Below are 16,096 nucleotides of genomic sequence, written 5' to 3'. Positions count from 1 at the left end.
GGGTACTGCAACGGGTTGTCCGGCGGGGTGCTACTCGGGTATGTCACTCCCCGGTCCGGTGTGCCGCCGCACGCCGCCGCCTAGCATCGACCGGGTGATCCGCACCTTCCTGGAGGTCGTGCTGCTGCCCGACCGGGCGCGGGTGTTCGGCGACTCCCGGTTCCGCCGGGTCGGCTACGGCGTCGTGTGGGCCTACGCGCTGGTGATCGCGATCGGCACGGCCACCGACTACGTCGAGTTCCAGGAGCCCGCCGGGTGGTGGCCGCTGCTGTTCGCGCTCACCGCCGGTCCGCTCGCGCTGCTGCCGTTCTCCGCGCTCACCGCCTGGCGGGTGGCGACGCTGGGTCTGCTGCCGTTCCACCTGCTGCTCACCTCGGAACCCGCGCTCCTCGGGCCCTGGCAGTGGTGCTGGTACCTGCCGGTGGCGCTGTTCGTCGGGTTGACCCACTCGGGCCGGGTGACGCTGCTCGTCGCGGCGCTCACCGGCGTGGCGCTGTGGGCCGTGGCGCCGGGCAAGCACGAGTACTTCCTGATCACGACCGGCACGCTGGCCGTGGTGTTCCTGCTCGGGTTCGCGCTCGGCTCGCGCGGCCGGGCCGAGCGGCGGTTCCACGCCGAGCGTGACGAAAAGGTCGCGTTGCAGGAGCGGGCCCGGATCGCGCGCGAGATGCACGACGTGGTCGCGCACCACATGTCGATGGTGGTGGTGCGCTGCGAGACGGCGCCCTACCGGCTCGCCGGGTTGTCGCCCGCCGCGGCGCGCGAGTTCGGCGAGCTCGGCGAGGCGGCCCGGTCCGCGATCGGCGACATGCAGCGGCTGCTCGGCGTGCTGCGGACCTCCGGGCAGGTGCTGGAAACCGCGCCGCAGCCCGGGTTGCGGCAGGTCGTGGACCTGTTCCCGGACGCCGAGGTGGCCGACGTCGAGGTGTCGGAGGCGGTCGGGCTGACCGCGTACCGGGTGGTGCAGGAGGCGTTGACCAACGCGCGTCGGCACGCGCCGGGCGCGCCGGTGTCGGTGCTGGTCACGGCGGCGGACGGGGTGGTGGACGTGGTGGTGCGCAACGGCGCGGGCGGCCCGTCGCTCGGCGGTGGCGGCGGGCACGGGTTGGCCGGCATGCGGGAACGGGTGGCGGTGCACGGCGGCTCGGTCGAGGCGGGCGCGCGGGACGGCGGGTTCGAGGTGCGGGCGTGGATCCCGCTGGAGCGGCCGTGATCACCGTGCTGGTGGCCGACGACCAGGAGATGGTGCGCGAGGGCTTCTCGGCGCTGCTGGACGCCCAACCGGACATCTCGGTGGTCGGGTCGGCGGGCGACGGCGCGACGGCGGTGGCCGAAGTGCGCCGGCTGCGGCCCGACGTGGTGCTGATGGACGTGCGGATGCCCGGGATGGACGGGTTGACCGCGACCAGGCTGCTCGCCGACGACCCGGTGCGGGTGCTCGTGCTGACCACGTTCGACCTGGACGACTACGTCTACGAGGCGCTGCGGGCGGGCGCGTCCGGGTTCCTGCTCAAGCACTCGCCCGCGCGGGAGCTGCTGGACGCGGTGCGGGTGGTGGCCCGGGGTGACGCGCTGCTCGCGCCGTCCGTGACGAAACGGCTCATCGAGGACTTCGTCCGGGCCCGTCCCGAGGTCGTGGTGAAACCGGCGGCGCTGTCGGCGCTGACCGAGCGGGAGACCGAGGTGCTGCGGCTCGTGGCGACCGGGTTGTCCAACACCGAGATCGCCGGGCGGTTGTTCCTGGCCGAGCAGACGGTGAAGACGCACGTGAGCCGGGTGCTCGCGAAGCTCGGGGCGCGGGACCGGGCGCAGGCGGTGATCGCGGCCTACGAGTCGGGGTTGGTCGTACCGGGGTAGGGCCTGGATCTCGGGACTCCGGTGTGACGATCGGCGCGGGGTGGTCCTCCTAGCTTCGGCGGCATGAGAGTCGGGTTGCTCGTCCTGGTGCTGGTGTTCGTGACGCCCGGGGGTGGGGTTGATTCCTTCGTCGGACGTGTTGCGGTGTACGGGGATGCTGGTGCCGCGCACGTCGCCGTGGTGGTGCCGGGGTCCGATGTGGACGGTGCGCGGTTCGACGCCACGGTGGGGCGGATGGCCCGGTCGTTGCACGACGTGGTCGGGGCGGACGTCGCGGTGGTGGCGTGGCTCGGGTACCGGACGCCCTCGGGGCTGGGGGTGGACGCCGCGTCCGGGCGGTTGGCGCGGGCCGGCGCGGAGGCGTTGGTGCGGTACGTGCGGTCGTTGAGCGGGCACGTGCACCTGTTGTGCCACAGCTACGGGTCGGTGGTGTGCGCGATGGCGGTGCGGGACGTGCGGGTGGACGACGTGGTGTTCCTGGGCAGTCCGGGGGTTCGGGTGTCCACTGTGGACGAACTGGGCACGTCGGCTCGGGTGTGGGCGGCCCGAGGGGCGCGGGACTGGACGCGGTGGGTGCCGGCGGTGCGGGTGGGCGACCTGGGGCACGGTGCCGATCCGGTGTCGCCGTCGTTCGGGGCGGTGGTGTTCGACGTGGGGGACGCGCGGCACGACGGGTACTTCGAGTCGGGGAGCGCGTCGTTGCGGGCGTTGGCGGCCATTGCGCGGGGTGGACGGCCGTGAACCGGGATCGTGTGGTGGACGCGGCTCGGGCGATCGCCGTGGTGGGGGTGGTGGTCGGGCACTGGCTGGGTACGGCGGTGGTGGCGACCGGGGACGGCCTGGTGGACGTCCGGCCCGGGTCGGTGCCGGCGGGGTGGGTGTTCCAGGCGCTCGGGTTGTTGTTCTTCGCGCAGGGGTTCGCGGCGGAGCGGTCGCGGGTGTCGTGGTGGGGCGCGGTGCGGCGGGTGTCGGGGCCGGTCGGGGTGCTCGTCGGGTGCTGGGCGGTCGTGCTGGTCGGGTTGGCGGTGCGCGGGGTGCCGCAGCAGACCGTGGTGACGGTGGGGCTGCTCGCCGTGGAACCGGTGTGGTTCCTGGTGGTGTGGGCGGTGTTGCGCGGGGTGACGCCGTTGATGCGGTCCGGGTGGGTGCTGGGGTTCGCGGTGGTGCCGGCGGTGGTCGGTGGGTGGGCCGGGCTCGTCGCGGTGTGGTGGGTGCCGTGGCAACTCGGGGTGTTGTACGCCCGGCACGGGTGTGCGCGGTGGGGCGGTGCGGTGTTGTTCGCGGTGGGTGTGGCGGTGGGGTACCCGTTGGCGGTCGCCCAGGTGGGCCTGGTGCTCGCCCTGCGGCCCCGGTTCCGGGTGGGGTGGGTGGACCGGCGGGGGTTGGCGGTGTACCTGGTGCACCAGAGCGCGTTGCTGGTGGTGATGTCGGTGGGCGCTGCGTTCGGGCCGCTGCGCGGGTTGCACGAGGTGCCGGACGGGTTAGGGGTGCTGGAGCGCCTGGCGTGGTTCCCGGTGTTCGTCGGGGTGGCGCTGGTCCTGCTTCGGTATGGCGGCCAGCAGCGCGGCGGCGATCGTGACGCCGTGCAGCGCGACGACGGGCGCGGTCGGCTCGAGGACGAGCAGCGCGGGCACGCAGGCCAGGGCGGTGAGCAGCCAGGGGCGGCGGCCGTCGCAGGTGCCGTTGCGGGCGGCGTGCAGCAGGTACCAGCCGAGCAGCAGGTGGATCAGGTTCTGCATCGGGTCGACGTCCAGCACCACGAGGGTGGCGGGTTCGCCCGCGAAGCCCGTGACGACGAAGCCCAGCACGCCGAGGACGCCGTAGCCGACGCCGAGGGTGGCGGCCAGGCGGGCGCGGTGGGTTTCCCTGGTGTGGCACAGGGAGTGCGTCGTGGTGCGCTCGAAGCGGTGGAACGCGAGCAGGACCGGGAGGAGCAGGAGCACCAGCAGGACCGGCCAGCGCGGGCGGCCCAACACCACGTCCAGGGTCGTCGGGGTGTCCAGCAGGCCGAGCAGTCCGACCGCGGCGGCCAGCGCGGTCAGGTAGGCCACGTACACGGTCATCGGCGCGCGGCGGGCGTAGTCGACCACGCTCCACGGACGGTGCCCGGTCAGCCACGAGGTGATCCGGTCGCGGAGGAGAAGCGCCACGCAGATCTGGCCGAGACCCAGGACGAGCAGGCAGATCGTGGGCGGGCTGAGGTTCGACCCCGGTTCGCCCGGGATGGGCATCATCGTCCTGGGGTAGCCGCCGAAGGTGATCAGGGCGAGCAGGGCCGGGACGGTGGCGAGCGCGAGCGCGGTCAGCACCCGGCGGGGTAGCCGCTGGAGGGTGCCGTCCGCGTAGTGGAAGCCCAGTTGTTGGAGGAACAGCGCGCCGAGGACCAGGTTCAGGTAGCCGCCGGTGCGCCAGTCCAGGGTGACCCGGCAGGTGTCCACGACGATCATCGCGGCCAGCAGCGCCACCGGGGTGGCCAGGCGGGCGTCGCGGTGCAGCCGGGCCATGACCGGGGTGGCGGCGACGGCGACCAGGTAGAGGCCCAGGAACCACAGCGGGTTCGCGATGAGCCTGCCGAACATCTCGACGCGGGACTTGTCGACGTCGAGGAGTTCCAGCGGGAGCGGGAGGACCAGCCAGGACAGCACGAACGCCAGCACCGGGCGGAGTTGGCGGCTGATCCGGATCGCCAGGTAGCGGCCGTAGCCGCCGTGGTCGGCCTGGACCGCCTGCCAGCTGAGCAGGTTCGCGTGGCCGCCGGCGAAGTAGAAGACCGGGATCGCCTGGAGGGCCCAGGTCAGCAGCCACATCCAGGTCGCGCTCACGCCTGACCAGTGCAGGACGGTGAGCAGGGATTGGCCCACCACCACCGTGCCCAGGCCGATCAGGCGGAGGAACGTGGCGTAGCGGTCGGGCTGGGGGGTGGTGGGGTGAGTGGAGCGGGAGGGGCTCGTGGGTGGGGCCGGCGAGGTGCGGCCTCGGGGGAGGCGCGGGCGGTCGGGGCGGCCCGGGAGGCCCGGGAGGCGGGAGATCAGCAGGAAGACCACCACGGCGCTGCCGAAGCCCCACGCCAGGACCGGTTCGTGGCCCGGTGGGCCCCAGCGTTGGCGCCAGGAGTTGAACTGGAGGCCGGCCGCGTAGAGGGTGGCGACGGCGTGGCACCGGGTGCCGCTGTTCCTGGGGTTGAGGTCGCACTGGGCGTGCATGTCGTCGGCCAGGCGGGTGTCCAGGGATTTGCGGGCTTGTGGGGGGAGGGGGTGGCCCTTCGCCTCGGCGTAGCGGAGGAGGTCGTAGCCGAGGTCGTGGGCTCGGCACGCGATTCCGAAGTCCCATTCCGTGTCGCCGGCCGGGCCCGAGCAGCCGCCCGTGGGGTCGGTGGCGCGTTTTGTGCCGTCCGGGGCGATGACGAGTCGGGGGTTGCGGGCTGTCACCTCCGCGAAGTCCGCGGGGAAGGTCGTGCGGGGGTCTGTCACCCGGTTGGGGGTGGTCATCGCTGTGACGGCGTGGGCTGCGGTGGCTGTGTCGCCTTCGAGGGGGCGGGTGTCCGAAGCGCCGGCCGGGCGGGAGGCGATCACTCCGCAGACGAAGACCGCCAGGGTGATGAGGAGGAATCTGAACCACGCGGGCAGGCCGGCCAGTAACCGGAGTCCTGGCCATCCACCGGCGTTCGTCCTGCTGTCGGTCATCGGCGGTTCAGGTTACGGATCCTTGAACGGGGTGCCAACCCGTGTGGTGGTGGGGGGTGTCTGGTGGGGGTGGCTCGTGTGTGGGGGGTGTCTGGTTGGGAGTGGCTCGCGTGTGGGGTGTGTCTGGTTGGGCGTTGGCCTGCGTTTAGGGCGTCCTCGCCGGACGGGCTGACCACCAAGGAGGTGAAGGGCGTCGTGTTCTCCCCGTATGGCCTGCCGGAGGCAACCACATGCGTCAAGGGGGCAGATCGTTTTTTGGCCGGCGGTAGCGCTGAATGTGCCCCCTTGACACATGCGGTTGGGCTGCGCCCAGGCCATACGGGGAGAACACGAGGCCACTGGCTTGGTCGGCGCGACCGTGGCGCTGGGCTTGCGCGCCCTGCGGGCTTACGGGTAGGGGACTGGGGCCGTTACGCCTGTTAGGGCTGCCTCCGACATCGTGCGTAGGAGGGTGGCCATTTGGGTGCGGTCCAGGTGGGCTGAGTGGGGGGTGGAGTTGATCAGGCCGAAGACTGCGTGGGCGGCTGCTCTTGCCGTTGGTTCGTCCACGGTTGGGGTTGTGCGGCGGATTGTGTCCACCCAGACCTCTACGTAGCGGCGTTGTAGGGCTCGGACTCGGCGGCGGTCTTCGTCTGTCAGGTTTGCCAGGTTGCGGCTTTGGACGGTGATCAGGGCCGGGTCGTCCAGGGCGAAGTCGACGTGCCAGCCGATCAGGGCCTGGAGGGCCGATTCCGGGTTCTCCGCTGCGGTCACCCTGCCCTGGCCGCCGTCCAGCAGGCGTTCGGAGATCGAGGTCAGCATCTCGCCTAGCATCGCGTCCTTGGACTTGAAGTGGCGGTAGAGGGCCGGGCCGGAGATGCCCACGGCCGCGCCTATGTCGTCGATGCCCACTCCGTGGAACCCGTGGCGGGCGAACAGCTCGGCGGCGGCGTCCAGGATCTGGTCGCGTCGGCTCGGCTTCACTCCATCGGTGGCTGACACGAACTCCATCTTAAGGTGCGCGACGGAGTTGCATAAACGAGCGTTAACGGAATCGTTGTGGGTGATCATTAACGGGGTGCTGAAACAGGCCGTTAACTCTTGACATTGGCCTTTTGGATTGCGGTACGTACTGGTATCACTTGTCGTGCTCCGCATCACACCCTGTGTTGTTTCCCCTCCTCGGGAGGCTTCGATGCGTCCTGTCCGCATGGTGGTCGTGGCGGTCCTGACCGCCGCCTCGGCCCTCCTGGCCACGGTTCCGGCGCAAGCCGCCGCGGCTGCCAACTACGTCGCCCTGGGCGACTCCTACTCCTCCGGGACCGGCACCGGGTCGTACTACGGTGACAGTGGCTCCTGCAAGCGCAGCCAGTACAGCTACCCGGCGCTCTGGGCGGCCGCGCACGGTCCGGCCTCCTTCAAGTTCGTGGCGTGTTCCGGTGCCAAGACCGGGGACGTGCTGGCGAACCAGGTGGGCGCGTTGTCCGCCGCCACGACGTTGGCGACCATTTCGGTCGGTGGCAACGACGCCGGGTTCACCGACGTCATCACCACCTGCACCCTCGGCACCGACTCGGCCTGCACGAGCCGGGTCGACCAGGCCAAGGCGTACGCCACGGGCACCCTGCCGGGCCTGCTGGACAACGTCTACGCCCAGATCCGCGGGCGGGCGCCGTCGGCACAGGTGGTGGTGCTGGGGTATCCGAGGCTCTACAAGGTGCCCGGTTCCTGCTCCGTGGGGTTGAGCGACACCAAGCGGGCCGCCATCAACTCGGCTTCGGACACGTTGCACTCGGTCATCTCCGGGCGGGCCTCGGCCAGGGGGTTCGCCTACCGGGACCTGCGCGGTGCGTTCGCCGGGCACGAGATCTGCTCGTCGGCGTGGTGGCTGAACAGCCTGTCGTGGCCGGTCGAGGAGTCGTACCACCCGAATCGGGACGGGCAGCGGCTCGGGTACCTGCCGCAGTTGACCGCCGTCACCGGCTGAGGTCGGCGCGGGGAGGGGGACCGTGTGAGCGGTCCCCCTTTTTCGGGTTCGGGGGTCGGTGGACGTCCTCGTTAACAGGCGCTAACCTGGTCTCAGGTTAACGACTGCTAACCGCGAGGAGCCGATGGACGCCCCAGTGCTGCGCAGCACCGCCGACAAGTCCGGTGACGCGTTCCGCCGCCACAGCGAGGAGCACGCGGAGCTGGTCGCCGAGTTGCGCGGCAAGCTCGCCGTCGCCGCGCTGGGCGGTCCCGAGAAGGCCAGGCAGCGGCACGTCGACCGCGGCAAACTGCTGCCGCGCGAGCGCGTGGACACGCTGCTCGACCCCGGCTCGCCGTTCCTCGAGCTGTCCCCGCTGGCCGCGGACGGCCTGTACGGCGGTGACGCGCCGGCCGCCGGTGTCATCACCGGTGTCGGGCGGGTGTCCGGGCGCGAGGTGGTGGTGGTCGCCAACGACGCCACCGTCAAGGGCGGCACGTACTACCCGATGACGGTCAAGAAGCACCTGCGCGCGCAGGAAGTGGCGCTGCACAACAACCTCCCGTGCGTCTACCTGGTGGACTCCGGCGGCGCGTTCCTGCCCCGCCAGGACGAGGTCTTCCCGGACCGGGAGCACTTCGGGCGGATCTTCTTCAACCAGGCCACCATGTCCGCGCGCGGCATCCCGCAGATCGCGGCCGTGCTCGGGTCGTGCACCGCCGGTGGCGCGTACGTGCCGGCGATGAGCGACGAGGCGGTCATCGTGCGCGGGCAGGGCACGATCTTCCTCGGCGGGCCGCCGCTGGTGAAGGCCGCGACGGGCGAGGTCGTGACGGCCGAGGAGCTGGGCGGCGGCGAGTTGCACTCGCGGACCTCCGGCGTGACCGACCACCTGGCCGAGGACGACGCGCACGCGCTCGCGATCGTGCGGTCGATCGTCAGCACCTTCGGGCCGCGGTCGCCGCGGCCGTGGACGCGGGAGCCGAGCGTCGAGCCCGTGGTGGACCCCGCCGAGCTGTACGGCGTGGTGCCGACGGACAGCCGCACCCCGTACGACGTGCGCGAGGTCATCGCGCGGGTGGTCGACGGCAGCCGGTTCCAGGAGTTCAAGAAGGAGTACGGGGCGACGCTGGTCACCGGGTTCGCCCGGATCCACGGGCACCCGGTCGGGATCGTGGCGAACAACGGGATCCTGTTCGGCGAGTCGGCGGTCAAGGGCGCGCACTTCATCCAGCTGTGCGATCAGCGGAACGTGCCGTTGGTGTTCTTGCAGAACATCAGCGGGTTCATGGTCGGGCGCGAGTACGAGGCCGGCGGGATCGCCAAGCACGGCGCGAAGATGGTGACGGCCGTGGCGTGCGCTCGGGTGCCGAAGTTCACCGTCGTGATCGGTGGCTCGTTCGGCGCGGGCAACTACTCGATGTGCGGGCGGGCGTACTCGCCGCGGTTCCTGTGGATGTGGCCCAACGCGCGCATTTCGGTGATGGGCGGCGAGCAGGCGGCGTCGGTGTTGGCGACCGTGCGGCGCGACCAGCTCGGTGACGAGTGGTCGGCGGAGGACGAGGAGGCGTTCAAGGCGCCCATCCGCCGGCAGTACGAGGAGCAGGGCAACCCGTACTACTCGACCGCGCGGTTGTGGGACGACGGCGTGATCGACCCGCGTGACACCCGCACCGTGCTGGGCCTGGCGCTGTCCGCCGCGGCGAACGCGCCGGTCGAGCCGGTGTCCTACGGCGTCTTCCGGATGTGATGGCGATGTTCACTAGCGTTCTGGTGGCCAACCGCGGTGAGATCGCCGTTCGGGTGGTCAAGGCGTTGCGGCGGTTGGGTGTTCGCTCGGTGGCGGTGTACAGCGACGCCGACGCGGACGCGTTGCACGTGCGGTTGGCCGACGAGGCTGTGCGGATCGGGCCTGCCGCCGCGCGGGAGAGTTATCTGTCGGTGGATCGGGTTGTGCAGGCGGCGCTCGACACCGGGGCGCAGGCGGTGCACCCGGGGTATGGCTTCCTGGCGGAGAACACCGAGTTCGCTCGGGCCTGTGAGAAGGCCGGGTTGGTGTTCATCGGGCCGCCCGCCGAGGCCATCGAGGCCATGGGCGACAAGATCCGGGCGAAGTTGACCGTGCGGGCGGCGGGGGTTCCGGTGGTCCCGGGGCGCACCGAGCCCGGGATGAGCGACGACGACCTGGTCGACGCGGCCGGGGAGATCGGGTTCCCGGTGCTGCTCAAGCCCTCCGCCGGCGGTGGTGGCAAGGGCATGCGGCTGGTGAAGGCCGAGGGGGAACTGCGCGACGCCATCGAGTCCGCTCGGCGGGAGGCTCGCGGGTCGTTCGGGGACGACACGTTGTTGATCGAGCGGTTCATCTCCAACCCTCGGCACATCGAGATCCAGGTGTTGGCCGACGCGCACGGCAACGTGGTGCACCTCGGTGAGCGGGAGTGCAGTCTCCAGCGGCGGCACCAGAAGATCATCGAGGAGGCGCCCTCGCCGTTGTTGACGGCCGAGGTGCGCGCGGAGATGGGCGCGGCGGCGGTCGAGGCGGCGCGGTCGGTGGGGTACGAGGGCGCGGGCACCGTCGAGTTCATCGTGGACGGCGCGGCCGGCGACTGGTTCTTCATGGAGATGAACACCCGGTTGCAGGTCGAGCACCCCGTGACCGAGTTGGTGACCGGGGTGGATCTGGTCGAGTGGCAGCTGCGGGTCGCCTCCGGCGAGGTGTTGGACGTCCCGGTCGGGTTGACCGGGCACGCGGTCGAGGCCCGGGTGTACGCCGAGGACCCGACGCGCGGGTTCCTGCCGACCGGTGGCACGGTGCTGCTGCTGCGCGAGCCGGACGACGTGCGGGTGGACTCGGCGTTGCACGAGGGGTTGGTGGTCGGCAGCGACTACGACCCGATGCTGGCCAAGGTGATCGCGCACGGTGCGACGCGGGAAGAGGCGTTGCGGCGGTTGCACTCCGCGCTGGGGCGGATGGTCGTGCTCGGGGTGACCACGAACATCCCGTTCCTGCGGGCACTGCTGTCCGATGTGGACGTTCGGGCCGGCGCGCTGGACACCGGGTTGGTCGAGCGGAAGCTGGACGGGCTGGTGGCGGCGGAGCGGCCGGTCGAGGTGGTGGCCGCGGCGGCGTTGGCGAAGCGGTTGGAGCTGGGCGGCGACGAGCCCTGGGATCAGCCGACCGGGTGGCGGATCGGCGAGCACGCGTGGGCCACCTGGCGGATCGACGGTGTCGACGTGCGGGTGCGCGGCGACGAGGTCGTGGTGGGCGACGGGGAACCGTTGTCGCTCAAGGCTTTCTGGCGTGGCGGTGAGCTGGTGGTCGGCGCGCGGCGGTACGCCGTGGCGCGGGCGGGGAACGTGCTGTGGCTCGGCGCGGACGGGCACGCGTGGGCGTTGCCGGAGACCGAGCGGACCTACGGCGCGGCCGCCGCGGCCGGTGCCGGCGGGCCGGTGACCAGTCCGATGCCGGGGACCGTGCTCGTGGTGCGGGTGGCCGAGGGTGACGTGGTGACCGCCGGGCAGGCGCTGTTCGTGGTCGAGGCGATGAAGATGGAGCACACCGTGACCGCACCGGTCGACGGCGTGCTCACCGAGGTGAACGTCCAGGCGGGCCAACAGGTCGCGCTGGAGGAGACGCTGGCCGTCGTGGCCACCCACCAGGAGTGAGTGATGTTGGACTTCCGCCTTGACGAGGAGTACGAGGCCCTGCGCAAGACCGTCGAGGAGTTCGCGCGGGAGGAGGTCGCCCCGGTCATCGGCGACCTGTACGAACGCGAGGAGTTCCCCTACGAGATCGTCGCGAAGATGGGGCGGATGGGGCTGTTCGGGTTGCCGTTCCCCGAGGAGCACGGCGGCATGGGCGGCGACTACTTCGCGCTGTGCCTCGCGCTGGAGGAGCTGGCCCGGGTCGACTCGTCGGTCGCGATCACCCTCGAGGCCGGTGTCTCGCTGGGCGCGATGCCGTTGTACCGCTTCGGTTCCGCCGAGCAGAAGGCGGAGTGGCTGCCGCGGTTGACCTCGGGCGAGGCGCTGGGCGCGTTCGGGTTGACCGAGCCCGGCGGTGGGTCCGACGCGGGCGCGCTGATCACCACGGCGAGGCTCGACGGCGACGAGTGGGTGCTCAACGGCACCAAGGCGTTCATCACCAACTCCGGCACGGACATCACCGGGCTCGTCACGGTGGCCGCGGTGACCGGGCGCAGGGAGAACGGCAAGCCGGAGATCTCGGCGATCCTGGTGCCCTCCGGCACGCCCGGGTTCTCGGTGTCCCGCAAGTACTCCAAGGTCGGCTGGAACGCCTCGGACACCCGCGAGCTGTCCTTCCAGGACTGTCGCGTGCCGGTGGCGAACCTGGTCGGCGAGCGGGGGCGCGGGTACGCGCAGTTCCTCCAGACCCTGGACGAGGGTCGGGTCGCGATCGCCGCGCTGGGCGTGGGTCTCGCGCAGGGCTGCGTGGACGAGTGCCTGAAGTACGTGCGCGAGCGCGAGGCTTTCGGGCGCAAGATCGGCGAGTACCAGGCGATCAAGTTCAAGATCGCGGACATGGAGGCGCGCACGCACACCGCGCGGCTCGCGTACTACCAGGCGGCGGGCAAGATGCTGCGCGGCGAGCCGTTCAAGCGCGAGGCGGCCATCGCGAAGCTGGTGTCGTCGGAGACCGCGATGGACAACGCGCGCGAGGCCACCCAGATCTTCGGCGGGTACGGGTTCATGAACGAGTACCCGGTGGGCCGGTTCTACCGGGACGCCAAGATCCTCGAGATCGGCGAGGGCACCAGCGAGGTGCAGCGGATGCTGATCGCCCGCGAGCTGGGGCTGTAGGCGTTCTCCCGGCGGGGCGGGCGCGGGTCAGAACGCGCCGTGCCTGCCCTCGCCGGAGCGGAAGCGGGACAGGCCCTCCTCGACCTCGGCCAGGGAGACCAGGCCGTGCGCCAGCTCGTTGGCCAGCGCCTCCTCCTCGGGGAGGTCTTCCTGCTCCAGCAGCGAAAGCCGGTCCTCGCGCAGGCAGGTCTGTGGGAACGCGGCGATGTCCCGGGCCAGCTTCTCGGCTTCGGCGCGGGCGGTGCCGGTGGGCACCACGCGGTTGGCCAGTCCGATGCGCAGGGCTTCGCCGGAGTGCACCGGGCGGCCGGTCAGCACCAGGTCCAGCGCCCGGGACGAGCCGATCAACCGGGGCAGCCGGACCGTGCCGCCGTCGATCAGCGGCACGCCCCACCGGCGGCAGAAGACGCCGAACACCGCGTCCTCGTCGCACACCCGGAGATCGCACCACAGCGCCAGTTCCAACCCGCCCGCGACGGCGTGCCCCGACACGGCCGCGATCACCGGCTTGGACAGCCGCAGCCTGGTCGGGCCCATCGGGCCGGACGGTGAGCGCGGGTCGTTGGCGCGCGGGGTGTCCAGGGCCTTGAGGTCCGCGCCCGAGCAGAACACGCCGCCCTCGCCGTGCAGCACGGCCACCGCGGCCGACGGGTCGTCGTCGAACTCGCGGAACACCTCGGTCAGCGTGTGCGCGGTCGGCCCGTCCACCGCGTTGCGCACCGCCGGGCGGTTCAGCAGCACGGTGAACACCGGCCCCGACCGCTCCACCCGCACCGCGCTCACGGTTTCGGTCGCCCCCGTTCGACAATCGCACCGAAGTCCACCCCGCGCGGCAGCGTGCCGAACGCCACGCCCCAGTCGCCGGACAGCCGCGACGCGCAGAACGCGTCCGCCACCGCCGGGTGACCGTGCCGCACGAGCAGGGAACCCTGCACCGCCAACGCCATCCGCTCCACCAGCCTGCGCGCCCTGGTCTCCAGGTCGTCCCGGTCGGCCAGCTCAGTCTTCAGCGCGTCGACCGCCGCGTCCAGCCTCCGGTCGGCTCCGCGTGCCGCGTCCAGCTCGGCCAGGAACTCCGCGACGGCCTCGGGTTCGCGGGCCAGCACGCGCAGCGCGTCCAGCGCGGCGACGTTGCCCGAGCCCTCCCAGATCGACATCAGCGGCGACTCGCGGAACAGCCTCGGCAGGCCCGAGTCCTCGACGTAGCCGTTGCCGCCCAGGCACTCCAGCGCCTCGGCCGCGTGCGCCGGACCGCGTTTGCACACCCAGTACTTGGTGACCGCGAGCCCCAGCCTGCTGCGCGTGCCCGCGAGCCACAGCGCCGCCGTGGTGGCCGCCTCCGACTCGACGGCCAGGTCCGCCAGCACGTTGCGCATGGCGGGCTGGTCGACCAGGTCGCGGCCGAACGCCCGGCGGTGCGCGGCGTGGTGGGTGGCCTGCACGAGCCCGGACCGCATGCCGGCGGCGGTGCCCAGCACGCAGTCGAGCCGGGTGCTGTTGACCATCTCGATGATGGTCCGCACGCCGCGGCCCTCCTCGCCGACCGGCCAGCCGACCGCGTCGTCGTACTCGAGTTCGGCGGAGGCGTTGGACCGGTTGCCGAGCTTGTCCTTGAGCCGCTGGAGGAACATCGCGTTGCGGGTGCCGTCCGGCAGCACCCGCGGCAGCACGAAGCAGGACAGGCCCTCGGGCGTCTGCGCCAGGGTCAGGAACAGGTCGGACATCGGGGCCGAGGTGAACCACTTGTGCCCGGTGAGCCGGAAGTGGTCGCCGTGCCGGCGCGCGGTCGTGGTGTTCGCGCGGACGTCCGAGCCGCCCTGCTTCTCGGTCATCGACATGCCCGCGAGCAGGCCGCGCTTGCCCTCGGGGGCGCGCAGGCCGAAGTCGTACTCGGTGGACGCGAGCAGCGGCTCGTACCGCGCGGCCAGCTCCGGGGCGGCCCGGAGCGCGGGCACCGAGGCGTAGGTCATCGACACCGGGCAGCCGTGGCCGGCCTCGGCCTGGCTCCACACCAGGAACTTCGCCGCCCGCGCCACGTGCGCGCCCGGCCGGTCGTCGCGCCACGGCGTCGCGTGCAGGCCGTGCGCGACGGCGGTGGTCATCAGCTCGTGCCAGGCGGGGTGGAACTCCACCTCGTCCACCCGGTGCCCGTAGCGGTCGTGGGTGTGCAGGACGGGCTCGTGGGTGTTGGCCTGCCGGGCCAGCTCCCGCACGTGCCGGGACCCCGCGAGCAGGCCCAGTTCGCGCAGTTCCGGTTCGGCCCACCCCGCCCCGCCGCGCCGCAGCCCGTCGAGCAGCGCCGGGTCGGCCGAGACGTCGTGGCCCTCCAGCGGCGGCGCCTGGTTCGTCACCCGGTGCGTGGAGTGCGTCATGCTCGCAGGGTACTACCGGTGGGTAACTTCGAGACCTGTCAAATTTGGGGGTGCTGATCTTGCCGCGTCGGCCTAACGTCGTCCGGGTGAGCGAGCACAGTCAGGCGGTGGCCGCGCTTCGCGACCAGTACGCGGCGATTCCGGCGGGGTCACCCGTGCGGCTCGCCAAACCGACGTCCAACCTGTTCCGGTTCCGCGACGCGCAGGCGGGCGGGCTCGACGTCGCCCGGTTCGACCGCGTGCTGTCGGTGGACCGGGACGCCCGCACCGCGCAGGTGCAGGGCATGACCACCTACGAGAACCTGGTCGACGCGACCCTGCCGCACGGGCTGATGCCGCTGGTCGTGCCGCAGCTCAAGACCATCACCCTCGGCGGCGCGGTGGCCGGGCTCGGCATCGAGTCCAGTTCGTTCCGCAACGGGCTCCCGCACGAGTCGGTGCGCGAGCTGGAGGTGATGACCGGCGACGGCGAGGTGGTCGTGGTCGAGCCGGGCGACGACCTGTTCCGCGGGTTCCCGAACTCCTACGGCACGCTCGGTTACGCGCTGCGACTGGAGATCGAGCTGGAACCGGTGTCCCGGTACGTCCGGTTGCGGCACGTGCCGTTCGGCAGCGCGGCGGAGTGCGCCGAGGTGATCTCGGCGGTGTGCGCGGACCGGTCGTACCAGGGCGAGCCGGTGGACTTCGTGGACGGCACCGTGTTCTCGGCGGGCGAGCAGTACCTGACGCTGGCGGACTGGGTGGACGAGGCGCCGTTCACCTCCGACTACACCGGCAATGGGATCTACTACCGGTCGGTGCAGCGCGAGCGGGTGGACTACCTGACCGCGCGGGACTACCTGTGGCGGTGGGACACCGACTGGTTCTGGTGCTCGCGGGCGTTCGGCGCGCAGCGGCCGCTGATCCGCAGGCTGTGGCCGAAGAAGTACCTGCGGTCGGACGTGTACCGGCGGATCGTGGCGTGGGACCGGCGCACCGGGTTCAGCGGGAAGCTGAGCAAGGCCGTGCAGGAGCCGGTGATCCAGGACGTCGAGATCCCGGTGGCCCGGCTGGCCGAGTTCCTCGACTACTTCCACCGCGAGGTCGGCATCGAGCCGGTGTGGCTGTGCCCGCTGCGGTTGCGCGGCGCGGACGCCTGGCCGCTCTACCCCATGGATCCGGGCGAGCTGTACGTCAACGTGGGTTTCTGGTCCACAGTGGACCTCCGACCCGGTGAGGAGATGGGCAGCCGCAACCGGTCGATCGAGGCGAAGGTGACCGAGCTGGGTGGTCACAAGTCGCTGTACTCCGACTCGTACTACGGCGAGGAGGAGTTCTGGGAGCACTACAACGGCGGGATCTACCAGGAACTGAAGAAGCGGTACGACGCGGACGGCCGGTTGCCCGACCTCTACGCGAAATGCGTGCTGCGCAGGTGA

At 71.6% G+C, this 16,096-nt stretch carries 12 protein-coding genes; 8 read left to right on the top strand and 4 right to left on the bottom strand.

The genetic code is table 11. From position 1 onward, the window contains the following. The first annotated feature begins 94 nt into the window (after positions 1–94). The 3 genes from AB0G50_RS20325 to AB0G50_RS20315 all read left to right on the top strand — a co-directional run bounded on the left by AB0G50_RS20325 (position 95) and on the right by AB0G50_RS20315 (position 2,598). Positions 95–1,213 carry a histidine kinase gene (locus AB0G50_RS20325; protein WP_360110672.1) on the top strand — a complete coding sequence of 373 codons (1,119 nt, stop codon included), beginning with the start codon at positions 95–97 and terminating at the stop codon, positions 1,211–1,213. Continuing rightward, entirely contained in the window at positions 1,210–1,857 is a 648-nt protein-coding gene (locus AB0G50_RS20320; RefSeq protein WP_360110849.1) for a response regulator transcription factor, read from the top strand. Before AB0G50_RS20325 ends, AB0G50_RS20320 begins: the two co-directional genes overlap by 4 nt. A 63-nt stretch (positions 1,858–1,920) precedes the next feature. Next, positions 1,921–2,598: an alpha/beta hydrolase gene (locus AB0G50_RS20315; protein ID WP_360110669.1), complete on the top strand. Its 678-nt coding sequence runs from the start codon at positions 1,921–1,923 to the stop codon at positions 2,596–2,598. Positions 2,599–3,338: 740 nt separating this feature from the next. On the opposite strand, the gene AB0G50_RS20310 is transcribed toward AB0G50_RS20315, so the two are convergent. Continuing rightward, entirely contained in the window at positions 3,339–5,345 is a 2,007-nt protein-coding gene (locus AB0G50_RS20310) for a phospholipase A2 (protein WP_360110666.1), read from the bottom strand. A 582-nt stretch (positions 5,346–5,927) separates the two neighbouring features. Further along, the gene (locus AB0G50_RS20305) at positions 5,928–6,530 is read right to left on the bottom strand and encodes a TetR/AcrR family transcriptional regulator (protein ID WP_360110846.1); all 603 of its coding nucleotides are present in this window, start codon (positions 6,528–6,530) and stop codon (positions 5,928–5,930) included. Positions 6,531–6,714: 184 nt separating this feature from the next. Here AB0G50_RS20305 and AB0G50_RS20300 point away from each other — a divergent pair, with 184 nt between their 5' ends. The 4 genes from AB0G50_RS20300 (at position 6,715) to AB0G50_RS20285 (ending at position 12,306) form a co-directional block, all read left to right on the top strand. After that, positions 6,715–7,506 carry an SGNH/GDSL hydrolase family protein gene (locus AB0G50_RS20300; protein WP_360110663.1) on the top strand — a complete coding sequence of 264 codons (792 nt, stop codon included), beginning with the start codon at positions 6,715–6,717 and terminating at the stop codon, positions 7,504–7,506. A gap of 124 nt (positions 7,507–7,630) precedes the next feature. Continuing rightward, positions 7,631–9,235, top strand: a complete 1,605-nt coding sequence (locus tag AB0G50_RS20295; RefSeq protein ID WP_360110660.1) for a carboxyl transferase domain-containing protein — start codon at positions 7,631–7,633, stop codon at positions 9,233–9,235. A 5-nt stretch (positions 9,236–9,240) separates the two neighbouring features. Further along, positions 9,241–11,151 (top strand): acetyl/propionyl/methylcrotonyl-CoA carboxylase subunit alpha, encoded by a 1,911-nt coding sequence (locus AB0G50_RS20290; protein ID WP_360110657.1) that lies wholly within the window; start codon positions 9,241–9,243, stop codon positions 11,149–11,151. 3 nt (positions 11,152–11,154) lie between these two features. Then, on the top strand, positions 11,155–12,306 hold the full coding sequence (locus tag AB0G50_RS20285; RefSeq protein ID WP_360110654.1) for an acyl-CoA dehydrogenase family protein: 1,152 nt from the start codon (positions 11,155–11,157) through the stop codon (positions 12,304–12,306). A 27-nt stretch (positions 12,307–12,333) separates the two neighbouring features. On the opposite strand, the gene AB0G50_RS20280 is transcribed toward AB0G50_RS20285, so the two are convergent. Both AB0G50_RS20280 and AB0G50_RS20275 read right to left on the bottom strand, forming a co-directional pair. Next, on the bottom strand, positions 12,334–13,089 hold the full coding sequence (locus tag AB0G50_RS20280) for a crotonase/enoyl-CoA hydratase family protein (protein WP_360110651.1): 756 nt from the start codon (positions 13,087–13,089) through the stop codon (positions 12,334–12,336). After that, the gene (locus AB0G50_RS20275; protein ID WP_360110648.1) at positions 13,086–14,678 is read right to left on the bottom strand and encodes an acyl-CoA dehydrogenase family protein; all 1,593 of its coding nucleotides are present in this window, start codon (positions 14,676–14,678) and stop codon (positions 13,086–13,088) included. The genes AB0G50_RS20280 and AB0G50_RS20275 overlap by 4 nt, the downstream gene beginning before the upstream one ends. An 86-nt stretch (positions 14,679–14,764) precedes the next feature. Here AB0G50_RS20275 and AB0G50_RS20270 point away from each other — a divergent pair, with 86 nt between their 5' ends. Beyond that, positions 14,765–16,096 (top strand): FAD-binding oxidoreductase, encoded by a 1,332-nt coding sequence (locus AB0G50_RS20270; protein WP_360110644.1) that lies wholly within the window; start codon positions 14,765–14,767, stop codon positions 16,094–16,096.

This window comes from Actinosynnema sp. NPDC020468 (assembly GCF_040642015.1).
Lineage (GTDB): Bacteria > Actinomycetota > Actinomycetes > Mycobacteriales > Pseudonocardiaceae > Actinosynnema.
This window is presented reverse-complemented; position numbering and strand designations above follow the sequence as displayed.

Bases quoted from the DNA above. Each gene is read 5' to 3' on its own strand.
- AB0G50_RS20315 (WP_360110669.1), top strand. From the start codon at position 1,921: ATGAGAGTCGGGTTGCTCGTCCTGGTGCTGGTGTTCGTGACGCCCGGG.
- AB0G50_RS20310 (WP_360110666.1), bottom strand. From the start codon at position 5,345: ATGACCACCCCCAACCGGGTGACAGACCCCCGCACGACCTTCCCCGCG.
- AB0G50_RS20305 (WP_360110846.1), bottom strand. From the start codon at position 6,530: ATGGAGTTCGTGTCAGCCACCGATGGAGTGAAGCCGAGCCGACGCGAC.
- AB0G50_RS20300 (WP_360110663.1), top strand. From the start codon at position 6,715: ATGCGTCCTGTCCGCATGGTGGTCGTGGCGGTCCTGACCGCCGCCTCG.
- AB0G50_RS20295 (WP_360110660.1), top strand. From the start codon at position 7,631: ATGGACGCCCCAGTGCTGCGCAGCACCGCCGACAAGTCCGGTGACGCG.
- AB0G50_RS20290 (WP_360110657.1), top strand. From the start codon at position 9,241: ATGTTCACTAGCGTTCTGGTGGCCAACCGCGGTGAGATCGCCGTTCGG.
- AB0G50_RS20285 (WP_360110654.1), top strand. From the start codon at position 11,155: ATGTTGGACTTCCGCCTTGACGAGGAGTACGAGGCCCTGCGCAAGACC.
- AB0G50_RS20275 (WP_360110648.1), bottom strand. From the start codon at position 14,678: ATGACGCACTCCACGCACCGGGTGACGAACCAGGCGCCGCCGCTGGAG.